Raw genomic sequence first — 17731 nt, 5'->3', positions numbered from 1 at the left:
CCCGGAGAACGTTATGCATTACCCCTATCGCAATCAGGCCGAAATGCACTCGATTACCGAAAACAAGGTGATGGTGCTGCTGGTCGATGATCAGGCGATGATCGGCGAGGCGTTGCGCCGCGCCCTGGCCGATGAAGCCGGAATCGACTTCCATTTCTGTGCGGACCCGCAGACGGCCGTCGAGGTCGCCCGGCAGATAAGGCCGACGGTGATCCTCCAGGACCTGGTGATGCCCGGTGTGGACGGCATCAGCCTGCTGGCCGATTATCGCGCCGCCTCCGAGCTGCGTGACGTACCCATCATCGTGCTATCGACCCGTGACGACGCAGCGGTCAAGAGCACCGCATTCGCCGCCGGCGCCAACGACTACCTGGTCAAGCTGCCCGACTCCATCGAGCTGGTGGCACGCATCCGCTACCACTCGCGTTCCTACCTCGCCCTGCAGCAGCGCGACGAGGCCTACCGTGCCCTTCGCGAGAGCCAGCAGCAGTTGCTGGAGGCCAACTTGGTGCTGCAGCGGCTGATGAACTCCGACGGCCTCACCGGCCTGTCCAACCGCCGTCACTTCGACGAGTACCTGGAAATGGAATGGCGCCGTGCCTTCCGCGAGCAGACCTCGTTGTCCCTGCTGATGATCGATGTGGACTATTTCAAGGGCTACAACGATCACTTCGGCCATGTCGCCGGGGATGACGCCCTGCGCCGCGTGGCCGAGACCCTGCGCGAGTCCTGCACGCGTTCCTCCGACCTGGCCGCGCGCTATGGCGGCGAGGAGTTCGCCATGGTCCTGCCGGGCACCTCCAGCGGCGGCGCCCGCCTGCTGGCGGAAAAGGTACGGCGTGCGGTAGAGGCGCTCGCCATCCCCCATGACCTGCCCCAGGACGGGGCCTCGCTGAGCGTGAGCATCGGCGTATCGACCCTCACGCCCAAGGCGGGCCAGGTGTCGCTGTTGCTGGTGGATCTCGCCGACCAGGGGCTTTACATGGCCAAGAACAACGGTCGCAACCAGGTGGGGCTGGTTGCCGGTGCGCCCGGCGCCTAGCCTTTTCGTGCGCCGCCGGGAGAACCGCCCCGCTCTCGTGGAAGCTGGTTCATTGGCGAACGGTCTTTCCCGGGCGCATCGTCCTTGTGCTGCAGGCCCGTCGATGCGGCGCCTCGAAATAAGCCGGTAGAGGTAAAAAGCGACCTCCACCCTGCGTATCGATCAGGTCCACGGGGTGGGCCGACCTTGCAGGGGCGACTTCGGTCGCCAGGCGGCGCGCAGTGCCGCTGCTCTGCCGGGGGCGAACGCCGGTTTCCCCGATTCCCGTGGCCTTCAGGCCGTCCGCTCGCCCTGCGGCGGCTGCGGGCCATGGAACACCACCCGGTTGCGCCCTTCGTGCTTGGCGCGGTAGAGCGCCTGGTCGGCCAGTTCCAGGGCCTCTCCCAGTTGCGCGGAGTCCTGGGGCCAGAGGGCGCCGCCGATGCTGCAGCCGATGTTCAGGCGCAGTTCGCCCAGCTGGATCGGCTCGCCCAGTGACTGCAGGGTACGCAGGGCCACCTGGAGGGCCTGCGGGGCGGCATCGCCCTCCGGCACCTGGAGGATCATCAGGAACTCGTCCCCGCCAAGCCGCGCCACCAGGTCGCCTTCGCGCAGGCTGGCGCGCATGCGGGCGGCGGCCTCGCGCAGTACCTGGTCGCCCACCGAGTGGCCGTGGTTGTCGTTGACCGGCTTGAAACCGTCCAGGTCGAGGTAGAGCAGGGCCAGGGAGCTCTTGCCCAGCTGGCTGCGCTGCTGCACGCGGGGCAGGTGCTTTTCCAGGGCGGTGCGGTTGGGCAGGCCGGTGAGCGGGTCGTGGTGGGCGAGGCTTTCCATCAGGCCCAGGGCGTTCTGCTGCTGGGTCAGGCTTTCCACGAGCTGGCGGATCGATTGGCTGAGGGTGCGGATCTCGCGGGTGCCCAGGTCGTCGGGTATCACCGCGATCTCGCCGGCCCGCAGGCGGTCCGCCGCGGCGGCGATCTCCCGCAGCGGCCGGGTGATGCGCCCGGCCAGAACCCAGCCGATGAAGGCGAAGATCACCGCCAGGGCTGCGCCCCAGATATAGATGTCGCGCTGCAGCTCCCGCGAGGGGGCGAAGGCTTCGTCGACCGATCGCCGGGCGATCACCGTCCAGCCCAGGCCCTTGTAGTCCTGGTAACCGGTGCTGCGGGCGAAGCCGGTGAGCCAGGTGCCGCCATCGGGCCATTCCTGCACCCGCCAGTAGTTGGTTTCGCCATTGTCCAGGGCCTCCAGGTGCAGGCGCTGGCCGATCATGGCTCGCGGGCCGAGGAGCACGGTGCGGTCGCTGCCGATGATGAAGAACTCGACCTTGCGCCGTTGCTGCATGGGTTCGAGCAGCGAGCGGCGCACATCGTCGGCCCAGGCCCAGGACAGGTGCGAGGCGAGCACCCCGACCGTGGCGCCGTCCAGGCCCTTCACCGGCATGGCGATGTCGACGAACTTCATCGCCTCGCCGGTGGGATTGGGCAGCAGCTTGGCCAGCAGCACGGCTTCGTGCACGTCGCCGATGAACAGGCCCTTGATGCCGTTGATGTACACCGGGCGCTGGCTGAGGCTGGCGCCTTCGAGCACGCCGTCGCTGGAGGCCCGTACGGTGCCGGCCGGGTCGGTGTAGCCGATCCAGGCGATCTCGTGCAGTTCGTGCTGCAGGCTGTCGAGCAGGGTGCGGACCTCGGCGATGTCGTCGGGCTGGCGCAACGCGCGCAACTGGCTGAGCACCTGCAGCACCTTGGCGCGGTCGGCCATGTCGCGGTCCAGGCGGTCGATCATCTGGAAGGAGACTTCCGCCAGGTCCTGGCCGATCTCGTCGCGCATGCGCAGGCTGGAGTCGTGGCCGATCAGGGCGCCCAGCAACCAGCCCAGCGCGCCCACCAGCAGGGCGACGAGCAGGGCGATACGGCTGCGCAGGCTGTGCGTGGCTTGCATGGGGGGTTCTCCAGGGGCGGGCGAGGGCTGCGGGGCCGCAGTGAGAGCTTAGCCCAGCGGCGGCGGGGCCAATTCCACACAATCTCCACGGGCGCTGCAAATTGTGTCCACACAGGGGCGGGAGCATGGCGGCACGAACATTTCCCTGGAGTGCGCCGCATGTATCGCCTGTCCCTGCCTTTCCTTTCGCCCGGCCGTTGGCTGCTGGCGTTGTTTCTCGCCCTGGTCGGCGTGGCGCCGTGCCTGGCCGAGGAGGCCTCGGAGCGCGGCGAAAGCCCCTATTTCGCCGTGGACAACGCCGAGCCGGGCGTCGACGGCCTGCCGCTGAAATCCACCCGCGTGGAGGTGCAGGTGCTGGGCGTGATCGCCAGCGTCAAGGTCATCCAGCAGTACCGCAACGAGGGTTCGCGAGCCCTGGAGGCGCGCTATGTGTTCCCCGGCTCCACCCGTGCGGCGGTGCACGGCATGACCGTGCGCCTGGGCGATCGTGAGCTGCAGGCGCAGATCCGCGAGAAGCAGAGCGCCCAGCGCGAGTACCAGGAGGCGAAGAGCGGGGGCAAGACCGCCGCGCTGCTGGAGCAGGAGCGCGCCAATGTGTTCCAGATGAGCGTGGCCAATATCCTCCCGGGCGACGTGGTGGACGTGGAGCTGCGCTACACCGAGCTGCTGCTGCCCACCGACGGCGCCTATCACTTCGTGTTCCCCACCGTGGTCGGGCCGCGCTACAACGGCGCGCCGGGGCAGGAGAGCCACAAGGCCGAGGCGTGGAGCTCCACGCCGCACCTGGCCGAGGGCGACCCCGGTCGCAGCACCTTCTCCATGCAGGTCGACCTGCAGTCGCCCACCGCCATCGGCGAGGTCGCCTCGCGCACCCATCGCATCCTCCGGCAGACGGTCGCGCCCCGGCACACCCGGGTGACCCTGGAGGACGGGCAGGAGCCGGGCAACAACCGCGACTTCATCCTCGACTACCGCCTGGGCAGCGAGGTGTTCGAGAGCGGCGTGCTGCTCGCCCGTGGCGCCGAGGAAAACTTCTTCCTGGCCATGGTGGCGCCGCCGGCCGCGGTCAAGCCCGGCAGCATCGTGCCGCGCGAGTACATCTTCGTGGTGGATATCTCCGGCTCCATGCACGGCTTCCCGCTGGATACCACCAAGGTCCTGCTGCGCCGCCTGATCGGCGGCCTGCGGTCGATGGACAGCTTCAACGTGCTGCTGTTCTCCGGCAGCAGCAGCCTGCTGGCGCCGCAATCGCAGCCGGCGACCCGGGCCAACATCGAGCAGGCGCTGGCGATGCTCGACACCCAGATGGGCAGCGGCGGCACCGAGCTGCTGCCGGCCTTGCGCCAGGCGCTGGCGATGCCGGCGGATGCCGAGCGGTCGCGCAGCTTCGTGGTGGTCACCGACGGCTACGTGGAGGTGGAGACCGAGGCCTTCGAGCTGGTGCGCAAGAATCTCAGCAAGGCCAACCTGTTCGCCTTCGGCATCGGCAGCTCGGTCAACCGCGAGCTGATCGAAGGGCTGGCGCGGGCCGGGCAGGGCGAGCCCTTCGTGGTGCTCGACGACGGCTCGGCGCAGGCCGAGGCCGACCGCCTGCGGCGGATGATCGACTCGCCCGTGCTGGTGCACCCGAAGCTGTCGTTCAGCGGCCTGGAAACCTACGAAGTCGAACCGGTGGCGCTGCCGGACCTGTTCGCCCAGCGCCCGCTGGTGATGTTCGGCAAGTGGCGCGGCGAGCCCCGTGGCGTGCTGCAGGCCGAAGGCATCGCTGCCAGCGGCCCGTGGCGCACCGAGGTGCCGATCGAGGCGGGCAAGGTGATCGAGGGCGACCAGGCGCTGACCCATCTCTGGGCACGGCACCGCATCGCCTCGCTGGTGGACCAGGAAAGCCTGGACGGTGGCTTCGGCTACAGCCAGCAGATCCTCGACCTCGGCCTGAAGTACAGCCTGTTGACCCCCTACACCTCGTTCATCGCGGTGGACCAGGTGGTGCGCAACCCCGACCCCGCCGGCAGCACCACGGTCAAGCAGCCGCTGCCGTTGCCCCAGGGGGTGAGCGCCCAGGCCATCGGCACCGCCAGCCCGGCCCCCGCCACCGCCGGCCTGCAGGTATCGAGCACGCCGGAGCCGGGCACCTGGGCGATGCTGGCACTGGCCCTGCTGGGCATGGGCTGGGCGACGCGCCGCCAGGTGCGGGGGTGAAGGCCCGCGTACTGCCGGGCTGGGCCTGGCTGCTGCCACCGGTGCTGGCGCTGTGGCCGGTGTGGCTGTGGAGCCTGCGGCGCATGGGCGATGGCTCGGACGACCCCTACGGGGTGGTTGCGCTGATCGCCCTGCTGCTGGGGCTGGGGCGTGAGCGCCGGGCCTTCCTGGCGGTGCCCCGGCGCGGGTGGTTGCTGGTGTCGCTGGGGCTGGCGGGGCTGGCGCTCCTCGGCAGCGCGCTGATCCCGGGGCTGGGGCGCGGCGTGCTCGCGGTGCTGGCGGTGATCGCCACCACCCTGGCGTTGCGCCGCCCGGGCCAGCCGGTGCTGGCATGGCTGGGGCTGGGGTTGCTGGCGCTGCCGATCCTCTCCTCGCTGCAGTTCTTCGCCGGCTATCCGCTGCGCCTGGTCACCGCCGAAGCCAGCCTCTGGCTGCTGCGCGGGCTGGGGCTTGAGGTGCTGCGCGAGGGCACGGCGCTGGAAGTGGGCGGGCAACTGGTGATGGTGGATGCGCCCTGCTCGGGCGTGCACATGGCCTGGGTGGCCTACTTCACGGCCTTCGCCACCGCCGCCTGGCTGCGCCTCGGCGACGGGCAACTCTTGCGACGCCTGCCGTGGATCGGGCTGCTGGTGCTGGGAGGCAACAGCCTGCGCAACACCCTGCTGGTGCTGCAGGAGACCGGGCAGGCGCTCTGGCCCGGCTGGATGCATGAGGCCACCGGGCTCGTGGTGTTCGTCGGCGTCTGCGCGCTGGTGCTGCGTACCGTGGCGGCGGGGCAGGGCGCAGGCGTGCCGCTGCCGGTGGCGAGCGTGGCCACGGCGTCGCCCTGGCGGGGCGGTCGCGCCCTGGTGGCCGGGGCGTTCCTGTTGCTGGGGCTGGCGTCGTTGCCGGGGCGGGCTGTGGTGGAGGCATCCCCCGCGTCGGCCTTCGTCGAATGGCCGCAGCGCTTCGACGGCGAACGGCTGCGGCCCTTGGCGCTGTCGAAGGTCGAGCAACGCTTCGCCGAGCAGTTCCCCGGCGCCATCGCCCGCTTCAGCACGGGCTCGCGGGTGGTCACCCTGCGCCATGTCACGGCGCCCACGCGCAAGCTGCACCCCGCTGCCGACTGCTACCAGGGCCTGGGTTACGTGATACGCGCCATCGCCTTGCGCCAGCGACCCGGCAACGGCGGGCTGCAGCGCTGTTTCGTCGCCGAGGGGCGCGGTCCTGCGCAGCAGGTCTGCGAGTACATCGAGGACGCCGCCGGGCAGAGCTTCAGCGACAATTCCGCCTGGTACTGGGCGGCGCTCAGCGGCCGCTCCACCGGCCCCTGGCGGGCGGTGACGGTGGCCGAGGCGCTCTAGCGCGGACAGTGGTCGGGCGGGCTGCCCGGCCGGTTTCGAGTCGGGTATACTCGCCGGCTTTTCCGAAAGTTTTGCCTGAGAGCGCTTCCAGCCATGGAAATCAACCCGATCCTGAACAGCATCAAGGACCTCTCCGACCGCACCCAGACCATTCGGGGGTATCTTTGACTACGATCACAAGCATGATCGTCTCGTCGAAGTAAACCGCGAACTCGAAGACCCCAACGTCTGGAACAACCCGGAGTACGCCCAGAATCTCGGCCGCGAGCGCTCGCAACTGGCGCAGATCGTCGAGACCCTGGATGAGCTGACCGGCGGCCTGGCCGACTCCCGCGACCTGCTCGACATGGCGGTCGAGGAGAACGACGAAGGCGCCGTGAACGACGTCGCCGCCGAAGTCGAACGCCTGCGCGAGATCCTCGAGAAGCTCGAGTTCCGCCGCATGTTCAGCGGCGAGATGGACCCCAACAACGCCTACCTCGACATCCAGGCCGGTTCCGGCGGCACCGAGGCCCAGGACTGGGCCAACATGCTGCTGCGCATGTACCTGCGCTGGGCCGACAAGAACGGCTTCGCCGCCGAGATCGTCGAGCTGTCCGAGGGCGAGGTTGCCGGCATCAAGGGCGCCACCGTGCACATCAAGGGCGAGTACGCCTTCGGTTGGCTGCGTACCGAGATCGGCGTGCACCGCCTGGTGCGCAAGAGCCCGTTCGACTCCGGCAACCGTCGCCACACCTCGTTCACCGCGGTGTTCGTCTCCCCCGAGATCGACGACAACATCGAGATCGAGATCAACCCGGCCGACCTGCGGATCGACACCTACCGCTCCTCCGGCGCCGGCGGCCAGCACGTGAACACCACCGACTCGGCGGTACGTATCACCCACGTACCGACCAACACCGTGGTCGCGTGCCAGAACGAACGCTCCCAGCACGCCAACAAGGACACCGCCATGAAGATGCTGCGGGCCCGGTTGTACGAGCAGGAGATGCAGAAGCGCACCGCCGCCTCCCAGGCGCTGGAAGACACCAAGTCCGATATCGGCTGGGGCCACCAGATCCGTTCCTACGTGCTCGACCAGTCGCGCATCAAGGACCTGCGGACCGGCGTCGAGCGCAGCGACTGCGACAAGGTGCTGGACGGCGATCTGAACGAGTACCTCGAAGCGAGCCTCAAGCAAGGTCTCTGAGACGGCCGGGCCGGGTCGGGCTGCGTTGATAGCACCTGACCTGCGCCCGCCCTCCCTTCACAGTCCTTGCCAAGCGATAACTTTTCACCAGGCGCCAAAACGCCGAAGCAGGAACCACCAAGACCATGAGCGACCAACAACCCGACCAGCACGAACTGCAACAGGAAGAGAACAAGCTGATCGCCCAGCGCAAGGAAAAGCTTGCCGCCGTGCGCGAGGCCAAGGCCATCGCCTTCCCCAATGACTTCCGCCGCGACGCCTACTTCGCGGACCTGCAGAAACAGTACGCGGACAAGACCAAGGAAGAGCTGGAAGCCGCAGCCATCCCGGTCAAGGTCGCCGGTCGCATCATGCTCAACCGTGGTTCCTTCATCGTTCTGCAGGACAGCACCAGCCGCCTGCAGGTCTACGTGAACCGCAAGACCCTGCCGGAAGAGACCCTGGCCGAGATCAAGACCTGGGACCTGGGCGACATCATCGGCGCCGAGGGCACCGTGGCCCGTTCCGGCAAGGGCGACCTGTACGTCGACATGACCAGCGTGCGCCTGCTGACCAAGTCCCTGCGCCCGCTGCCGGACAAGCACCACGGCCTGACCGACACCGAGCAGCGCTACCGCCAGCGCTACGTCGACCTGATCGTCAACGAGGAAACCCGCCACACCTTCCGCGTGCGCTCCCAGGTCATCGCCCACATCCGCCGCTTCCTGTCCGAGCGCGGTTTCCTCGAAGTGGAAACCCCGATGCTGCAGACCATCCCCGGCGGCGCGGCGGCCAAGCCCTTCGAAACCCACCACAACGCCCTGGACATGGCCATGTTCCTGCGCATCGCGCCGGAGCTGTACCTCAAGCGCCTGGTGGTCGGTGGCTTCGAGAAGGTCTTCGAGATCAACCGCAACTTCCGTAACGAAGGCGTCTCGACCCGGCACAACCCCGAGTTCACCATGCTCGAGTTCTACCAGGCCTACGCCGACTACGAAGACAACATGGACCTGACCGAGGAGCTGTTCCGCGAGCTGGCCCAGGCCGTGCTCGGCAGCACCGACGTGCCCTACGGCGACAAGGTCTTCCACTTCGGCGAGCCCTTCGCCCGCCTGTCCGTGTTCGACGCCATCCTCAAGTACAACCCGGAGATCACCGCGGCCGACCTCAACGACGTCGAGAAGGCCCGCGCCATCGCCAAGGCCGCCGGCGCCAAGGTCCTCGGCCACGAAGGCCTGGGCAAGCTGCAGGTGATGATTTTCGAGGAGCTGGTGGAGAGCAAGCTGGAGCAGCCGCACTTCATCACCCAGTACCCCTTCGAGGTCTCCCCGCTGGCCCGCCGCAACGACCAGGACCCGAGCGTCACCGACCGCTTCGAGCTGTTCATCGGTGGCCGCGAGATCGCCAACGCCTACTCCGAGCTCAACGACGCCGAAGACCAGGCCGAGCGCTTCATGCTGCAGGTCAAGGAGAAGGACGCCGGTGACGACGAGGCGATGCACTACGACGCCGACTTCGTCAACGCGCTGGAGTACGGCATGCCGCCCACCGCGGGCGAGGGCATCGGTATCGATCGCCTGGTGATGTTGCTGACCAATTCGCCGTCTATTCGTGACGTCATCCTGTTCCCGCATATGCGGCCCCAGGCCTGACGTGTGAGAAAAGCCGCCTTCGGGCGGTTTTTTCTTGGCCGGCGATGAGTTGAATAGCCGGATAAATGGTCAAAACTGTCTTGCATCCCAGCCGAACCCGGAGGTCCATGAATCTTGCCCAAGTCGTCCCGTAGCGACAGCGCCGCCCAGGCGGCCAGCGCCCTCGCCGAAAGTGTCCAGTACCAGGGTCGCAAGGCCAGCCGGCAGGGCAGCGAGCAACGCCGCCAGGCGATCCTCGATGCCGCCATGCGCATCATCGTGCGCGACGGCGTGCGCGCGGTGCGGCACCGCGCAGTGGCGGCGGAGGCGGAAGTGCCGCTCTCGGCCACCACCTACTATTTCAAGGACATCAACGACCTGATCACCGACACCTTCGCCCAGTTCGTCGAACGCAGCGCCGAAGCCATGGCCGCGTTCTGGGGCAGCGTCGAGGGTGACCTGCAGGGCATGGCGGCGGCACTGAGCCGCGACGGCGCCTCGCGGCGGCAGATGACCGACGAGATCGTCGAGATGGCGATCCAGTACGTGCGCCGCCAACTGATCGAGAACCGCGTGCAGCTGCTGGCCGAGCAGGCGTTCCGCCAGGAGGCGCTGATCAACCAGGGGCTGCGGCCGCTGGCCGACGCCCATCGCGGAATCCTCTCCCAGGGCGCCGAGCACTTCTTCCAGGTGCTGGGTTCGGATGAGCCGGCGGAGGACGCCAAGGTGTTGACGGCCATCATTCTGCGGATGGAATATCAGGGCCTGCTCGATGGGGTGGACAACCTCGATATCGACGAGATGCGAGCCGTGCTCAAGCGCTACCTCTATCTGGTGATGGGGCTCTAGGACACGGTACGAGACCCCGCATTCAGGCCACCTGTCTTGCGGGGTTTTTCATGGTCACAAGGAGAGCGAAATGAAACCCTGGCGCGCATTGGTCGCCCTGTCCTTCCTGCTATTGAGCGGGTGCCTGGTCACCTTGCGGGACCCGATCCCGGCCCACGAGCCGGCACCGATCCCGCTCTTGGGCGACTGGACGCGCAAGGACGAATGGGGCGAACGCCTCTACCTGGAGATCAGCCGCGCCGGCTCCAACCTCTACAAGGCCCGCACCTACGAGGGCAGCAAGGACAACCTCGACAGCCTCCAGGAATACGGCTTCACCGTCGCCCACCACGGCCGCCGCTGGTACCTCTCCGCCGGGCTGCCGAAGAAGTGGGGCGCCAACTTCGCCGTCGCCGGCTTCGAGCTGACCACCGACAACGAACTGGTGGTCTACAACCTCGACGTCGAACGCCTGCAGCAGGAGCTGGAACACGGCACCTTCGAAGGCGCCAGCGTGGAGATGCCCGACGGTGACGGCGTGTTGCTGACCACGCCCTGGGAGAAGATCCAGGCCTGGCTGGACGACCCGGCCAACTCCGACGTCTTCGTCGAGGTGGCGCGTTACCAGCGTTCCACCGAGGAGTGAGCATGAGCCGGCGCAAACTGCCCGACGACTACCAGAACATCGTCCGCACCCTGTCCGACCGCATCGTCCACGCGCAGACGCCGATCCGCGTGCTGGATGCCATCAAGTGGGACGACAGCGTTCGCCAGGGCTTTCTCAAGCACAAGGGCAAGGCCATGCCCGAGGTGGACCGCGCCTACTACGAGAGCCGGCCGCTGGCCTTCGATTCCTCGGCGAAGAAGCTGGAGTTCCAGAACATCGAGCGCGACATCACCCGCCAACTGGGGCAGTTCAACCCGGTGGGGCAGATCATGCGGCGCATGTGCAAGGAATACCGCATGGTGATCCGCATGCTCGAAGCACGCGGCACCGCCGATTTCGGACTGATCTCCCAGGAACTCTACGGCGCCGCCACCGACGCCTTCCATGCCGGTGACCCGACCCTTTCCGACCTGGGGCTGATGCTCTCGGACTACCTGAACAAGATCGACGACCGGGGCGACCTCAAGGACGAGCCGAAGACGCTCACGGCCAAGGACGCCGTGGCCATGCTGCAGAGCCGCCTGAGCGCGGTGTTCGGCGAGGGCGACGACACCATCCGCGTGTTCGAGTCCGACGGCATCGTCGCCGACGCCGCCGCAGGTGCCGACTACATCAAGGTGCGCGCCGACGCCATGTTCAACGAGCGCGACGTGCGCGCCCTGGAAGTGCACGAGGGCCTGGTGCACGTCGGCACCACGCTCAACGGCCAGAACCAGCCGATCTGCACCTTCCTGGCCAAGGGCCCGCCGTCCTCCACCGTGACCCAGGAAGGCCTGGCCATCCTCATGGAGGTGATCGCCTTCGCCTCCTACCCCACGCGCCTGCGCAAGCTCACCAACCGCACCCGCGCCATCCACATGGCGGAGGAGGGGGCCGACTTCCTCGAGGTCTACCACTTCTACCGCGAGCAGGGTTACGGCATGGCCGAGAGCTACGGCAACGCCAGCCGGGTGTTCCGCGGCTCCTCGCCGGACGGCCTGCCCTTCACCAAGGACCTGTCCTACCTGAAGGGCTTCATCATGATCTACAACTACATCCAGCTCGCCGTGCGCAAGGGCAAGCTGGAGCAGATCCCGCTGCTGTTCTGCGGCAAGACCACCCTGGAAGACATGCGCACCCTGCGCCAACTGGTGGACGAAGGCCTGGTGGCACCGCCCAAGTACCTGCCACCGCAGTTCCGCGACCTCAACGCGCTGTCGGCCTGGATGTGCTTCTCCAACTTCCTCAACCACCTGAGCCTGGACCGCATCGAGGCGGATTACGCGAATATTCTCTAGAGCGACAAGCTGCAAGCGACAAGCCGCAAGGGGCGAATCCCTGGTGCTCTTGCAGCTTGAAGCTTGCAGCTTGCAGCCAACCGAAGGTTCCCACATGCCCAGCCATCAACTCGACTACAAAATCCTCGGCGCTTCGGCGCAGACCGTGGAGATCATCCTCGACCCGCAGGAAACGGTGATCGCCGAAGCCGGTGCGATGAACTACATGACCGAAGGCATCCGCTTCGAGGCGCGCATGGGCGACGGCTCTTCCAGCGGCGTGCTGGGCAAGCTGTGGGGGGCGGGCAAGCGCCTGCTCACCGGCGAGTCGCTGTTCATGACCCATTTCACCAACGAAGGACGCGGCCAGCAGCGGGTCGGTTTCGCCGCGCCCTACCCGGGCACGGTGGTGCCCATCGACCTCGCCCAGGTCGGCGGGCACCTGGTGTGCCAGAAGGACGCCTTCCTCTGCGCCGCCCACGGCACCCAGATCGGCATCGCCTTCAACAAGCGCATCGGCGCCGGTTTCTTCGGGGGCGAGGGCTTCATCCTGCAGAAGCTCGAAGGCGATGGCCTGGCCTTCGTGCATGCCGGCGGCACGGTTATCCGCAAGGAGCTGAACAACGAGACCCTGCGCCTGGACACCGGCTGCCTGGTGGCCTTCACCAGCGGCATCGACTACGACATCGGCCTGGCCGGCGGGCTGAAGAGCATGCTCTTCGGCGGCGAGGGCATCCTCCTGGCGACCCTCAAGGGCACCGGCACGGTGTGGATCCAGAGCCTGCCGTTCTCGCGCCTGGCCGAGCGCATCTACGAAGCCACCTTCAAGGCGCGCGAGGAAACCCGCGCCGGCGGCAAGTGATCCGTCCCGGCGTCCTGCTGCTGCTCCTGCTGCTGCAGGGCTGCAGCGGGTTGCTGTTCTACCCCGAGCGCCAGCTGCCCTTCACCCCGGAGCGCGCCGGCCTGGCCTACCGCGACGTCGAACTCTTCACCGCCGATGGCGTGCGGCTGCACGGCTGGTGGCTGCCGGCGGCGCCGGGCAAGGCGGTCAAGGGCACGGTGCTGCACCTGCACGGCAACGGCGGCAACGTCGCCTCGCACCTGGGCGGCAGCTGGTGGTTGCCCGAGCAGGGCTACCAGGTGCTGCTGCTGGACTACCGGGGCTACGGCCGCTCCGAGGGCAGCGCCTCGCTGCCGGCGGTGTACCAGGACATCGACGCCGCCTTCGCCTGGCTCGACCAGGCCCCCGAGGTGCGCGGCAAGCCCCTGGTGCTGCTCGGCCAGAGCCTCGGTGGCGCCCTGGCGGTGCATTACCTGGGCGAACACCCCGGGCGCCGCGCCCAGCTGCGCGCCCTGGTGCTCGACGGCGTGCCGGCGAGTTACCGTGACGTGGCTCAATTCACCCTGGGCAAGGGCTGGTTAACCTGGCCGCTCCAGGTGCCGCTGTCCTGGCTGGTGCCTGATGGCGACAGCGCGATCGGCGCGATTTCCAAGCTGCAAGGCTTGCCGATGCTGATCTACCACAGCATCGACGACCCGGTGGTGCCTCTTTCCAACGGCGTGCGCTTGTATCAAGCTGCGCCGCCGCCGCGGGTGTTCCAGCCGACTCGCGGTGGCCATGTGCAGACCTTCGCCGACCCCACCTGGCGGGAGGTGATGCTGCGCTACCTCGAAGACCCGAAAGGTTTCGTCGGGCTGCGACGGCTGGCTGAAGTCCCGAATACAGAGAGTCCCCAATGAGCGAACGCAACCCCATCCCGCTGATCCTCACCGGCGTCGGCACCATCATCGGCACCGTGATGGTCCTCTGGTACTACGGCTACCTGCACTTCGCCAAACCGGAAGATGCGCTGCTGCTGTCCGACTTCACCATGCTCAAGACCATCCCGGGCGAGGACTACAAGATTTCCCTGACCCCGGCCACCCAGGTCGCCCAGTGCATCGATGGCGTCCTGGTGCTGTTCGACACCGAGCAGAAGGGCCTGACCGGCGTGCTGGTGAACAACAAGAAGCAGGCCGTGCGCTGCATGGGCCAGGAGACCCCGCAAGAGGTCAAGTGAGGACGCGATGAAGATCGAGGTCTGGCAGGGCGACATCACCCGCCTGGACGTGGACGCCATCGTCAACGCGGCCAATTCCTCCCTGCTCGGCGGCGGTGGCGTCGATGGCGCGATCCACCGCGCGGCGGGGCCGGAACTCGTCGCCCGCTGCCGCATCGTCGGCGGCTGCCCCACGGGCGAGGCGCGCATCACCCCGGGCTTCCGCCTGCCGGCGCGCTTCGTGATCCACACGGTCGGGCCGGTCTGGCGCGGGGGCGACAATGGCGAGCCCGAGCTGCTCGCCGGCTGCTACCGCAACAGCCTGGCCCTGGCCGAGGCCGAAGGTCTGGCCAGCATCGCCTTCCCGGCCATCAGCTGCGGCATCTACGGCTATCCACTGCACGCCGCTGCGCAGGTCGCCATCGCCGAGCTGCGCCGCTCGCGCCCGGCCGGCAGCACCCTGCAGCGGGCGTTGCTGGTGGCCTTCTCCGAGGACATGGCGCGCCTCTACCGCGAAGCCCTGGCCTGAGCCTGGCTCCGTCTCGGGCTACGCAACTGGCATGAACCCGTGCCGATCCTGACGCCGCTTGGTGGAGGTAAAAAGCGACCTCCACCCTAGGCAGTGGTCATGCCCCTACGGCGGGGCCAGCTGCTTTTGTAGGGGCGACTTTAGTCGCCAAGCGGCGCGCAGCGCCGCTGTTCGCTCAGCGCGCCCCGCGCAACAACCGCAACCCGTTGAACACCACCAGCAGGCTCGCGCCCATGTCGGCGAACACGGCCATCCACAGGGTGCCCATGCCGGCCAGGGTGAGGGCGAGGAACAGGGCCTTGATGCCCAGCGCGAGGACGATGTTCTGCACCAGCACCGCGTGGGTGCGGCGCGAGAGGCGGATGAACAGCGGCAGCTTGCGCAGGTCGTCGTCCATCAGCGCCACGCCGGCGGTCTCGATGGCGGTGTCGGTGCCGGCGGCGCCCATGGCGAAGCCGATGTCGGCGCGGGCCAGGGCGGGCGCGTCGTTGATGCCGTCGCCCACCATGCCGATGCGCTGGCCGCCCTGCTGGCGCCGTTCCACTTCGCTCAGCTTGTCCTCGGGCAACAGGTTGCCCAGGGCCTCGTCTATGCCCACCTGGGCGGCGATGGCGGCGGCGGTGTGCGGGTTGTCGCCGGTCAGCATCAGGGTGCGTACGCCCAGTTCGTGCAGCTCGGCCACCGCTTCGCGGCTGGTCTCGCGCACGCCGTCGGCCACCGCGAACAGCGCCAGCGGGCCTTCGGCGTCGAGCAAGACGATGGCGGTCTTGCCTTCGCGCTCGAGGATGTCCAGGCGCATTTCCAGGGTCGTCGAGCACAGGCCCAGTTCTTCCACCAGGCGGTGGTTGCCGAGGTGGTAGGGCTGGCCATCGATCACGCCCCTGACCCCGCGCCCCGGCAGCGCGGCCAGCTCGTCGACGCCATGCAGGGCGATGCCGTCGGTTTCCGCCGCGCGGGCCAGGGCCTGCGACACCGGGTGGTCCGAGCGGGCGGCGAGGCTGGCGGCGAGACGGCGCGGGTCGCGGCCGGCGTCCTCGCGCAGGGGCAGGTAGTCGGTCTGCTGCGGGCGGCCTTCGGTGAGGGTGCCGGTCTTGTCGAGGGCGACCCAGGCCAGTTGGCGGCCCATCTCCAGGAACACGCCGCCCTTGACCAGCACGCCACGGCGCGTGGCGGCGGCCAGGCCGCTGACCAGGGTCACCGGGGTGGAGATCACCAGGGCGCAGGGGCAGGCGATCACCAGCAGCACCAGGGCGCGGTACACCCAGTCGAGCCAGGCGCCCTGCATCAGCAGCGGCGGCAGCACGGCGGTGAGCAACGCCAGGACGAACACCGTGGGCGTGTAGATGCGCGAGAAGCTGTCGACGAAGCGCTGGGTCGGCGCGCGGGCGCCCTGGGCCTCTTCCACCGCGTGGATGATGCGCGCCAGGGTGCTGTCGTCGGCGGCACGGGTGACGCGGTATTCCAGCTCGCCTTCACCATTGATGGTGCCGGCGAACAGCGGGTCGCCCGGCTCCTTGTCCACCGGCAGGCTCTCGCCGGTGATGGGCGCCTGGTTGACGCCGGAGCGGCCGGCCAGCAGCTCGCCGTCCAGGGCGATGCGTTCGCCGGGGCGCACCCGCACCCGGGCGTCGGGGCGTACGTCGCTGGCCGGGATTTCCCGCCACTGGCCGTCCACCAGCACGGTGGCCTGCTGCGGGGCGAGGTCGAGCAGGCCACGGATGGCGTTGCGCGCGCGGTCCAGCGACTTGGCCTCGATCAGCTCGGCGAGGGCGAACAGCACGCTGACCATGGCCGCTTCCGGCCACTGGCCGATCAGCATGGCGCCGGTCACGGCGATGCTCATCAGTGCGTTGATGTTGAGGTTGAGGTTCTTCAGGGCGATCCAGCCCTTGCGGTAGGTGGGCAGGCCGGCGGTGGCGATGGCCAGCAGCGCCAGGCCGGCTTCCAGCCAGGCGGGCCCGAAGCCGAACCATTCGCAGGCCTCGGCGGCCAGTGCGGCGACGCCGGCCAGGGCCAGCGGCCACCAGGGTTTGTCGGCGGCCCTGGCAGGCGGTGCGGCGGCGTCCAGCGGTTCGGCCTGCATGCCCAGTTGGGCCACCAGTTCCTGCAACGGCGCCAGCTCGGCGAAGCGGTGCTGCACCTTCAGCACGCGTTGCATCAGGTTGAATTCCAGCGCCTCGATGGCCGCGACCTTGCCGAGTGCGTCGCGCAGCAGCCGCTCCTCGGTGGGGCAGTCCATGGCCTCGATGCGCAGGCTGCTCCAGCGCAGCTCGCCGAGCGGCGCATCGGTCGCCTCCTTCACCTCGGCAGGCTGCGCGCGAGCATGGCCATGATCGTGATCGTGATCGTGATCGTGATCGTGCCCGTGGCCATGTTCGTGCCGCGCCGGGCTTCCGGCCAGGCTCGAATGGTCGTGGTTGCAGCAGTTGTCCTTGCTCATCGCGGGACTCCATTGACGGGAATGGTGCTCATTGCACACCCTGTAGCAACTACAGAGTCAAGCAGGGGAAGGGAACGATGAAGATCGGCGAGCTGGCGCGACTGACCGACTGCCCGGTGGAAACCATCCGCTACTACGAGCGCGAAGGCCTGTTGCCCGAGCCTGCCCGCAGCGAGGGCAACTACCGCCAGTACACCCAGGCGCATGTCGAGCGCCTGGCCTTCATCCGCCATTGCCGTTCGCTGGACATGACCCAGCAGGAGATCCGCGAACTGCTGCGCCTGCGCGACAGCCCCGAGGCGGACTGCACCGCCGCCAACCGGCTGATCGACGAGCATATCCACCATGTGGAGGTGCGCATCGCCGAGTTGCGTTCGCTGCAGGAGCAACTGCGCCAGCTGCGTGCCCATTGCCAGACCGCCGGCAGCAGCGAGTCCTGCGGCATCCTCCGCGAACTGGAGCAGCCGGCGCCGCCGAGCGTGATTTCCGATTCCTGCGCCGAGGCGGGTCACCTGCATGTGCCGGGGGTGCACAAGCGGCATTGAGGTGGCGGCGTTTCCTCTGCAACGGTTTGCCGTTCTCGGCTCCGCCTGGTGGATGGGAAGACCGTCATCCACCCTTCACAGCGGTCATGTCCGTGCGATGGCACGGCAGGCTCCTTGGAGG

At 68.2% G+C, this 17731-nt stretch carries 15 protein-coding genes; 13 read left to right on the top strand and 2 right to left on the bottom strand.

Annotated features, from left to right (window positions below):
• Positions 1-13: 13 nt before the first annotated feature.
• The gene (locus HSX14_RS23850; protein WP_173176077.1) at positions 14-1042 is read left to right on the top strand and encodes a diguanylate cyclase; all 1029 of its coding nucleotides are present in this window, start codon (positions 14-16) and stop codon (positions 1040-1042) included.
• Between the two features lie 273 nt (positions 1043-1315).
• Here the strand turns inward: HSX14_RS23850 and HSX14_RS23845 are convergent, their stop codons facing one another.
• Positions 1316-2965, bottom strand: coding sequence for a GGDEF domain-containing protein (locus tag HSX14_RS23845; protein ID WP_173176079.1), 1650 nt, complete (start codon positions 2963-2965; stop codon positions 1316-1318).
• 159 nt (positions 2966-3124) lie between these two features.
• Between HSX14_RS23845 and HSX14_RS23840 the strand changes: the two genes are divergently transcribed.
• The 11 genes from HSX14_RS23840 (at position 3125) to HSX14_RS23790 (ending at position 14625) form a co-directional block, all read left to right on the top strand.
• Entirely contained in the window at positions 3125-5164 is a 2040-nt protein-coding gene (locus HSX14_RS23840) for a VIT and vWA domain-containing protein (RefSeq protein WP_173176081.1), read from the top strand.
• Positions 5161-6507: an exosortase Q gene (xrtQ, locus tag HSX14_RS23835; RefSeq protein ID WP_173176083.1), complete on the top strand. Its 1347-nt coding sequence runs from the start codon at positions 5161-5163 to the stop codon at positions 6505-6507. Before HSX14_RS23840 ends, xrtQ begins: the two co-directional genes overlap by 4 nt.
• A gap of 93 nt (positions 6508-6600) precedes the next feature.
• A protein-coding gene (gene prfB / locus HSX14_RS23830; RefSeq protein ID WP_173176085.1) for a peptide chain release factor 2 occupies positions 6601-7696 on the top strand; the annotation gives its coding sequence in 2 pieces (ribosomal slippage) (positions 6601-6672 and positions 6674-7696; 1095 coding nt in all).
• Between the two features lie 125 nt (positions 7697-7821).
• Positions 7822-9327, top strand: coding sequence for a lysine--tRNA ligase (gene lysS / locus HSX14_RS23825; RefSeq protein WP_173176087.1), 1506 nt, complete (start codon positions 7822-7824; stop codon positions 9325-9327).
• Positions 9328-9441: 114 nt separating this feature from the next.
• Entirely contained in the window at positions 9442-10155 is a 714-nt protein-coding gene (locus HSX14_RS23820) for a TetR/AcrR family transcriptional regulator (protein WP_173176089.1), read from the top strand.
• 70 nt (positions 10156-10225) lie between these two features.
• Entirely contained in the window at positions 10226-10780 is a 555-nt protein-coding gene (locus HSX14_RS23815) for a hypothetical protein (RefSeq protein WP_173176091.1), read from the top strand.
• Between the two features lie 2 nt (positions 10781-10782).
• On the top strand, positions 10783-12078 hold the full coding sequence (locus tag HSX14_RS23810; protein ID WP_173176093.1) for a flavohemoglobin expression-modulating QEGLA motif protein: 1296 nt from the start codon (positions 10783-10785) through the stop codon (positions 12076-12078).
• A 94-nt stretch (positions 12079-12172) separates the two neighbouring features.
• Entirely contained in the window at positions 12173-12919 is a 747-nt protein-coding gene (locus HSX14_RS23805; protein WP_173176095.1) for a TIGR00266 family protein, read from the top strand.
• Positions 12916-13797, top strand: a complete 882-nt coding sequence (locus HSX14_RS23800; RefSeq protein ID WP_173176097.1) for an alpha/beta hydrolase — start codon at positions 12916-12918, stop codon at positions 13795-13797. Before HSX14_RS23805 ends, HSX14_RS23800 begins: the two co-directional genes overlap by 4 nt.
• A complete protein-coding gene (locus HSX14_RS23795) occupies positions 13794-14117 on the top strand; it encodes a PA3694 family proteiin (RefSeq protein WP_111262298.1) in 324 nt (107 codons plus the stop codon). Before HSX14_RS23800 ends, HSX14_RS23795 begins: the two co-directional genes overlap by 4 nt.
• Positions 14118-14124: 7 nt before the next feature.
• A complete protein-coding gene (locus HSX14_RS23790) occupies positions 14125-14625 on the top strand; it encodes an O-acetyl-ADP-ribose deacetylase (protein WP_173176099.1) in 501 nt (166 codons plus the stop codon).
• Positions 14626-14800: 175 nt separating this feature from the next.
• Here the strand turns inward: HSX14_RS23790 and HSX14_RS23785 are convergent, their stop codons facing one another.
• Positions 14801-17065 carry a heavy metal translocating P-type ATPase gene (locus HSX14_RS23785; RefSeq protein ID WP_173176101.1) on the bottom strand — a complete coding sequence of 755 codons (2265 nt, stop codon included), beginning with the start codon at positions 17063-17065 and terminating at the stop codon, positions 14801-14803.
• Positions 17066-17142: 77 nt separating this feature from the next.
• Between HSX14_RS23785 and cadR the strand changes: the two genes are divergently transcribed.
• Positions 17143-17610 carry a Cd(II)/Pb(II)-responsive transcriptional regulator gene (gene cadR, locus HSX14_RS23780; protein WP_173176103.1) on the top strand — a complete coding sequence of 156 codons (468 nt, stop codon included), beginning with the start codon at positions 17143-17145 and terminating at the stop codon, positions 17608-17610.
• Positions 17611-17731: the final 121 nt, after the last annotated feature.

The organism is Pseudomonas tohonis, from assembly GCF_012767755.2.
In the GTDB taxonomy this organism is placed as follows: Bacteria; Pseudomonadota; Gammaproteobacteria; order Pseudomonadales; family Pseudomonadaceae; genus Metapseudomonas; species Metapseudomonas tohonis.
The sequence above is the reverse complement of the archived record's forward strand: the minus strand, read 5'-3'. Positions and strand labels throughout refer to the sequence as shown.

Coding starts and splice junctions, on each gene's coding strand:
- HSX14_RS23850 (WP_173176077.1), top strand. CDS start 14: ATGCATTACCCCTATCGCAATCAGGCCGAAATGCACTCGATTACCGAA.
- HSX14_RS23795 (WP_111262298.1), top strand. CDS start 13,794: ATGAGCGAACGCAACCCCATCCCGCTGATCCTCACCGGCGTCGGCACC.
- HSX14_RS23810 (WP_173176093.1), top strand. CDS start 10,783: ATGAGCCGGCGCAAACTGCCCGACGACTACCAGAACATCGTCCGCACC.
- cadR (WP_173176103.1), top strand. CDS start 17,143: ATGAAGATCGGCGAGCTGGCGCGACTGACCGACTGCCCGGTGGAAACC.
- HSX14_RS23815 (WP_173176091.1), top strand. CDS start 10,226: ATGAAACCCTGGCGCGCATTGGTCGCCCTGTCCTTCCTGCTATTGAGC.
- HSX14_RS23785 (WP_173176101.1), bottom strand. CDS start 17,065: ATGAGCAAGGACAACTGCTGCAACCACGACCATTCGAGCCTGGCCGGA.
- HSX14_RS23790 (WP_173176099.1), top strand. CDS start 14,125: ATGAAGATCGAGGTCTGGCAGGGCGACATCACCCGCCTGGACGTGGAC.
- HSX14_RS23845 (WP_173176079.1), bottom strand. CDS start 2,965: ATGCAAGCCACGCACAGCCTGCGCAGCCGTATCGCCCTGCTCGTCGCC.
- lysS (WP_173176087.1), top strand. CDS start 7,822: ATGAGCGACCAACAACCCGACCAGCACGAACTGCAACAGGAAGAGAAC.
- HSX14_RS23840 (WP_173176081.1), top strand. CDS start 3,125: ATGTATCGCCTGTCCCTGCCTTTCCTTTCGCCCGGCCGTTGGCTGCTG.
- HSX14_RS23805 (WP_173176095.1), top strand. CDS start 12,173: ATGCCCAGCCATCAACTCGACTACAAAATCCTCGGCGCTTCGGCGCAG.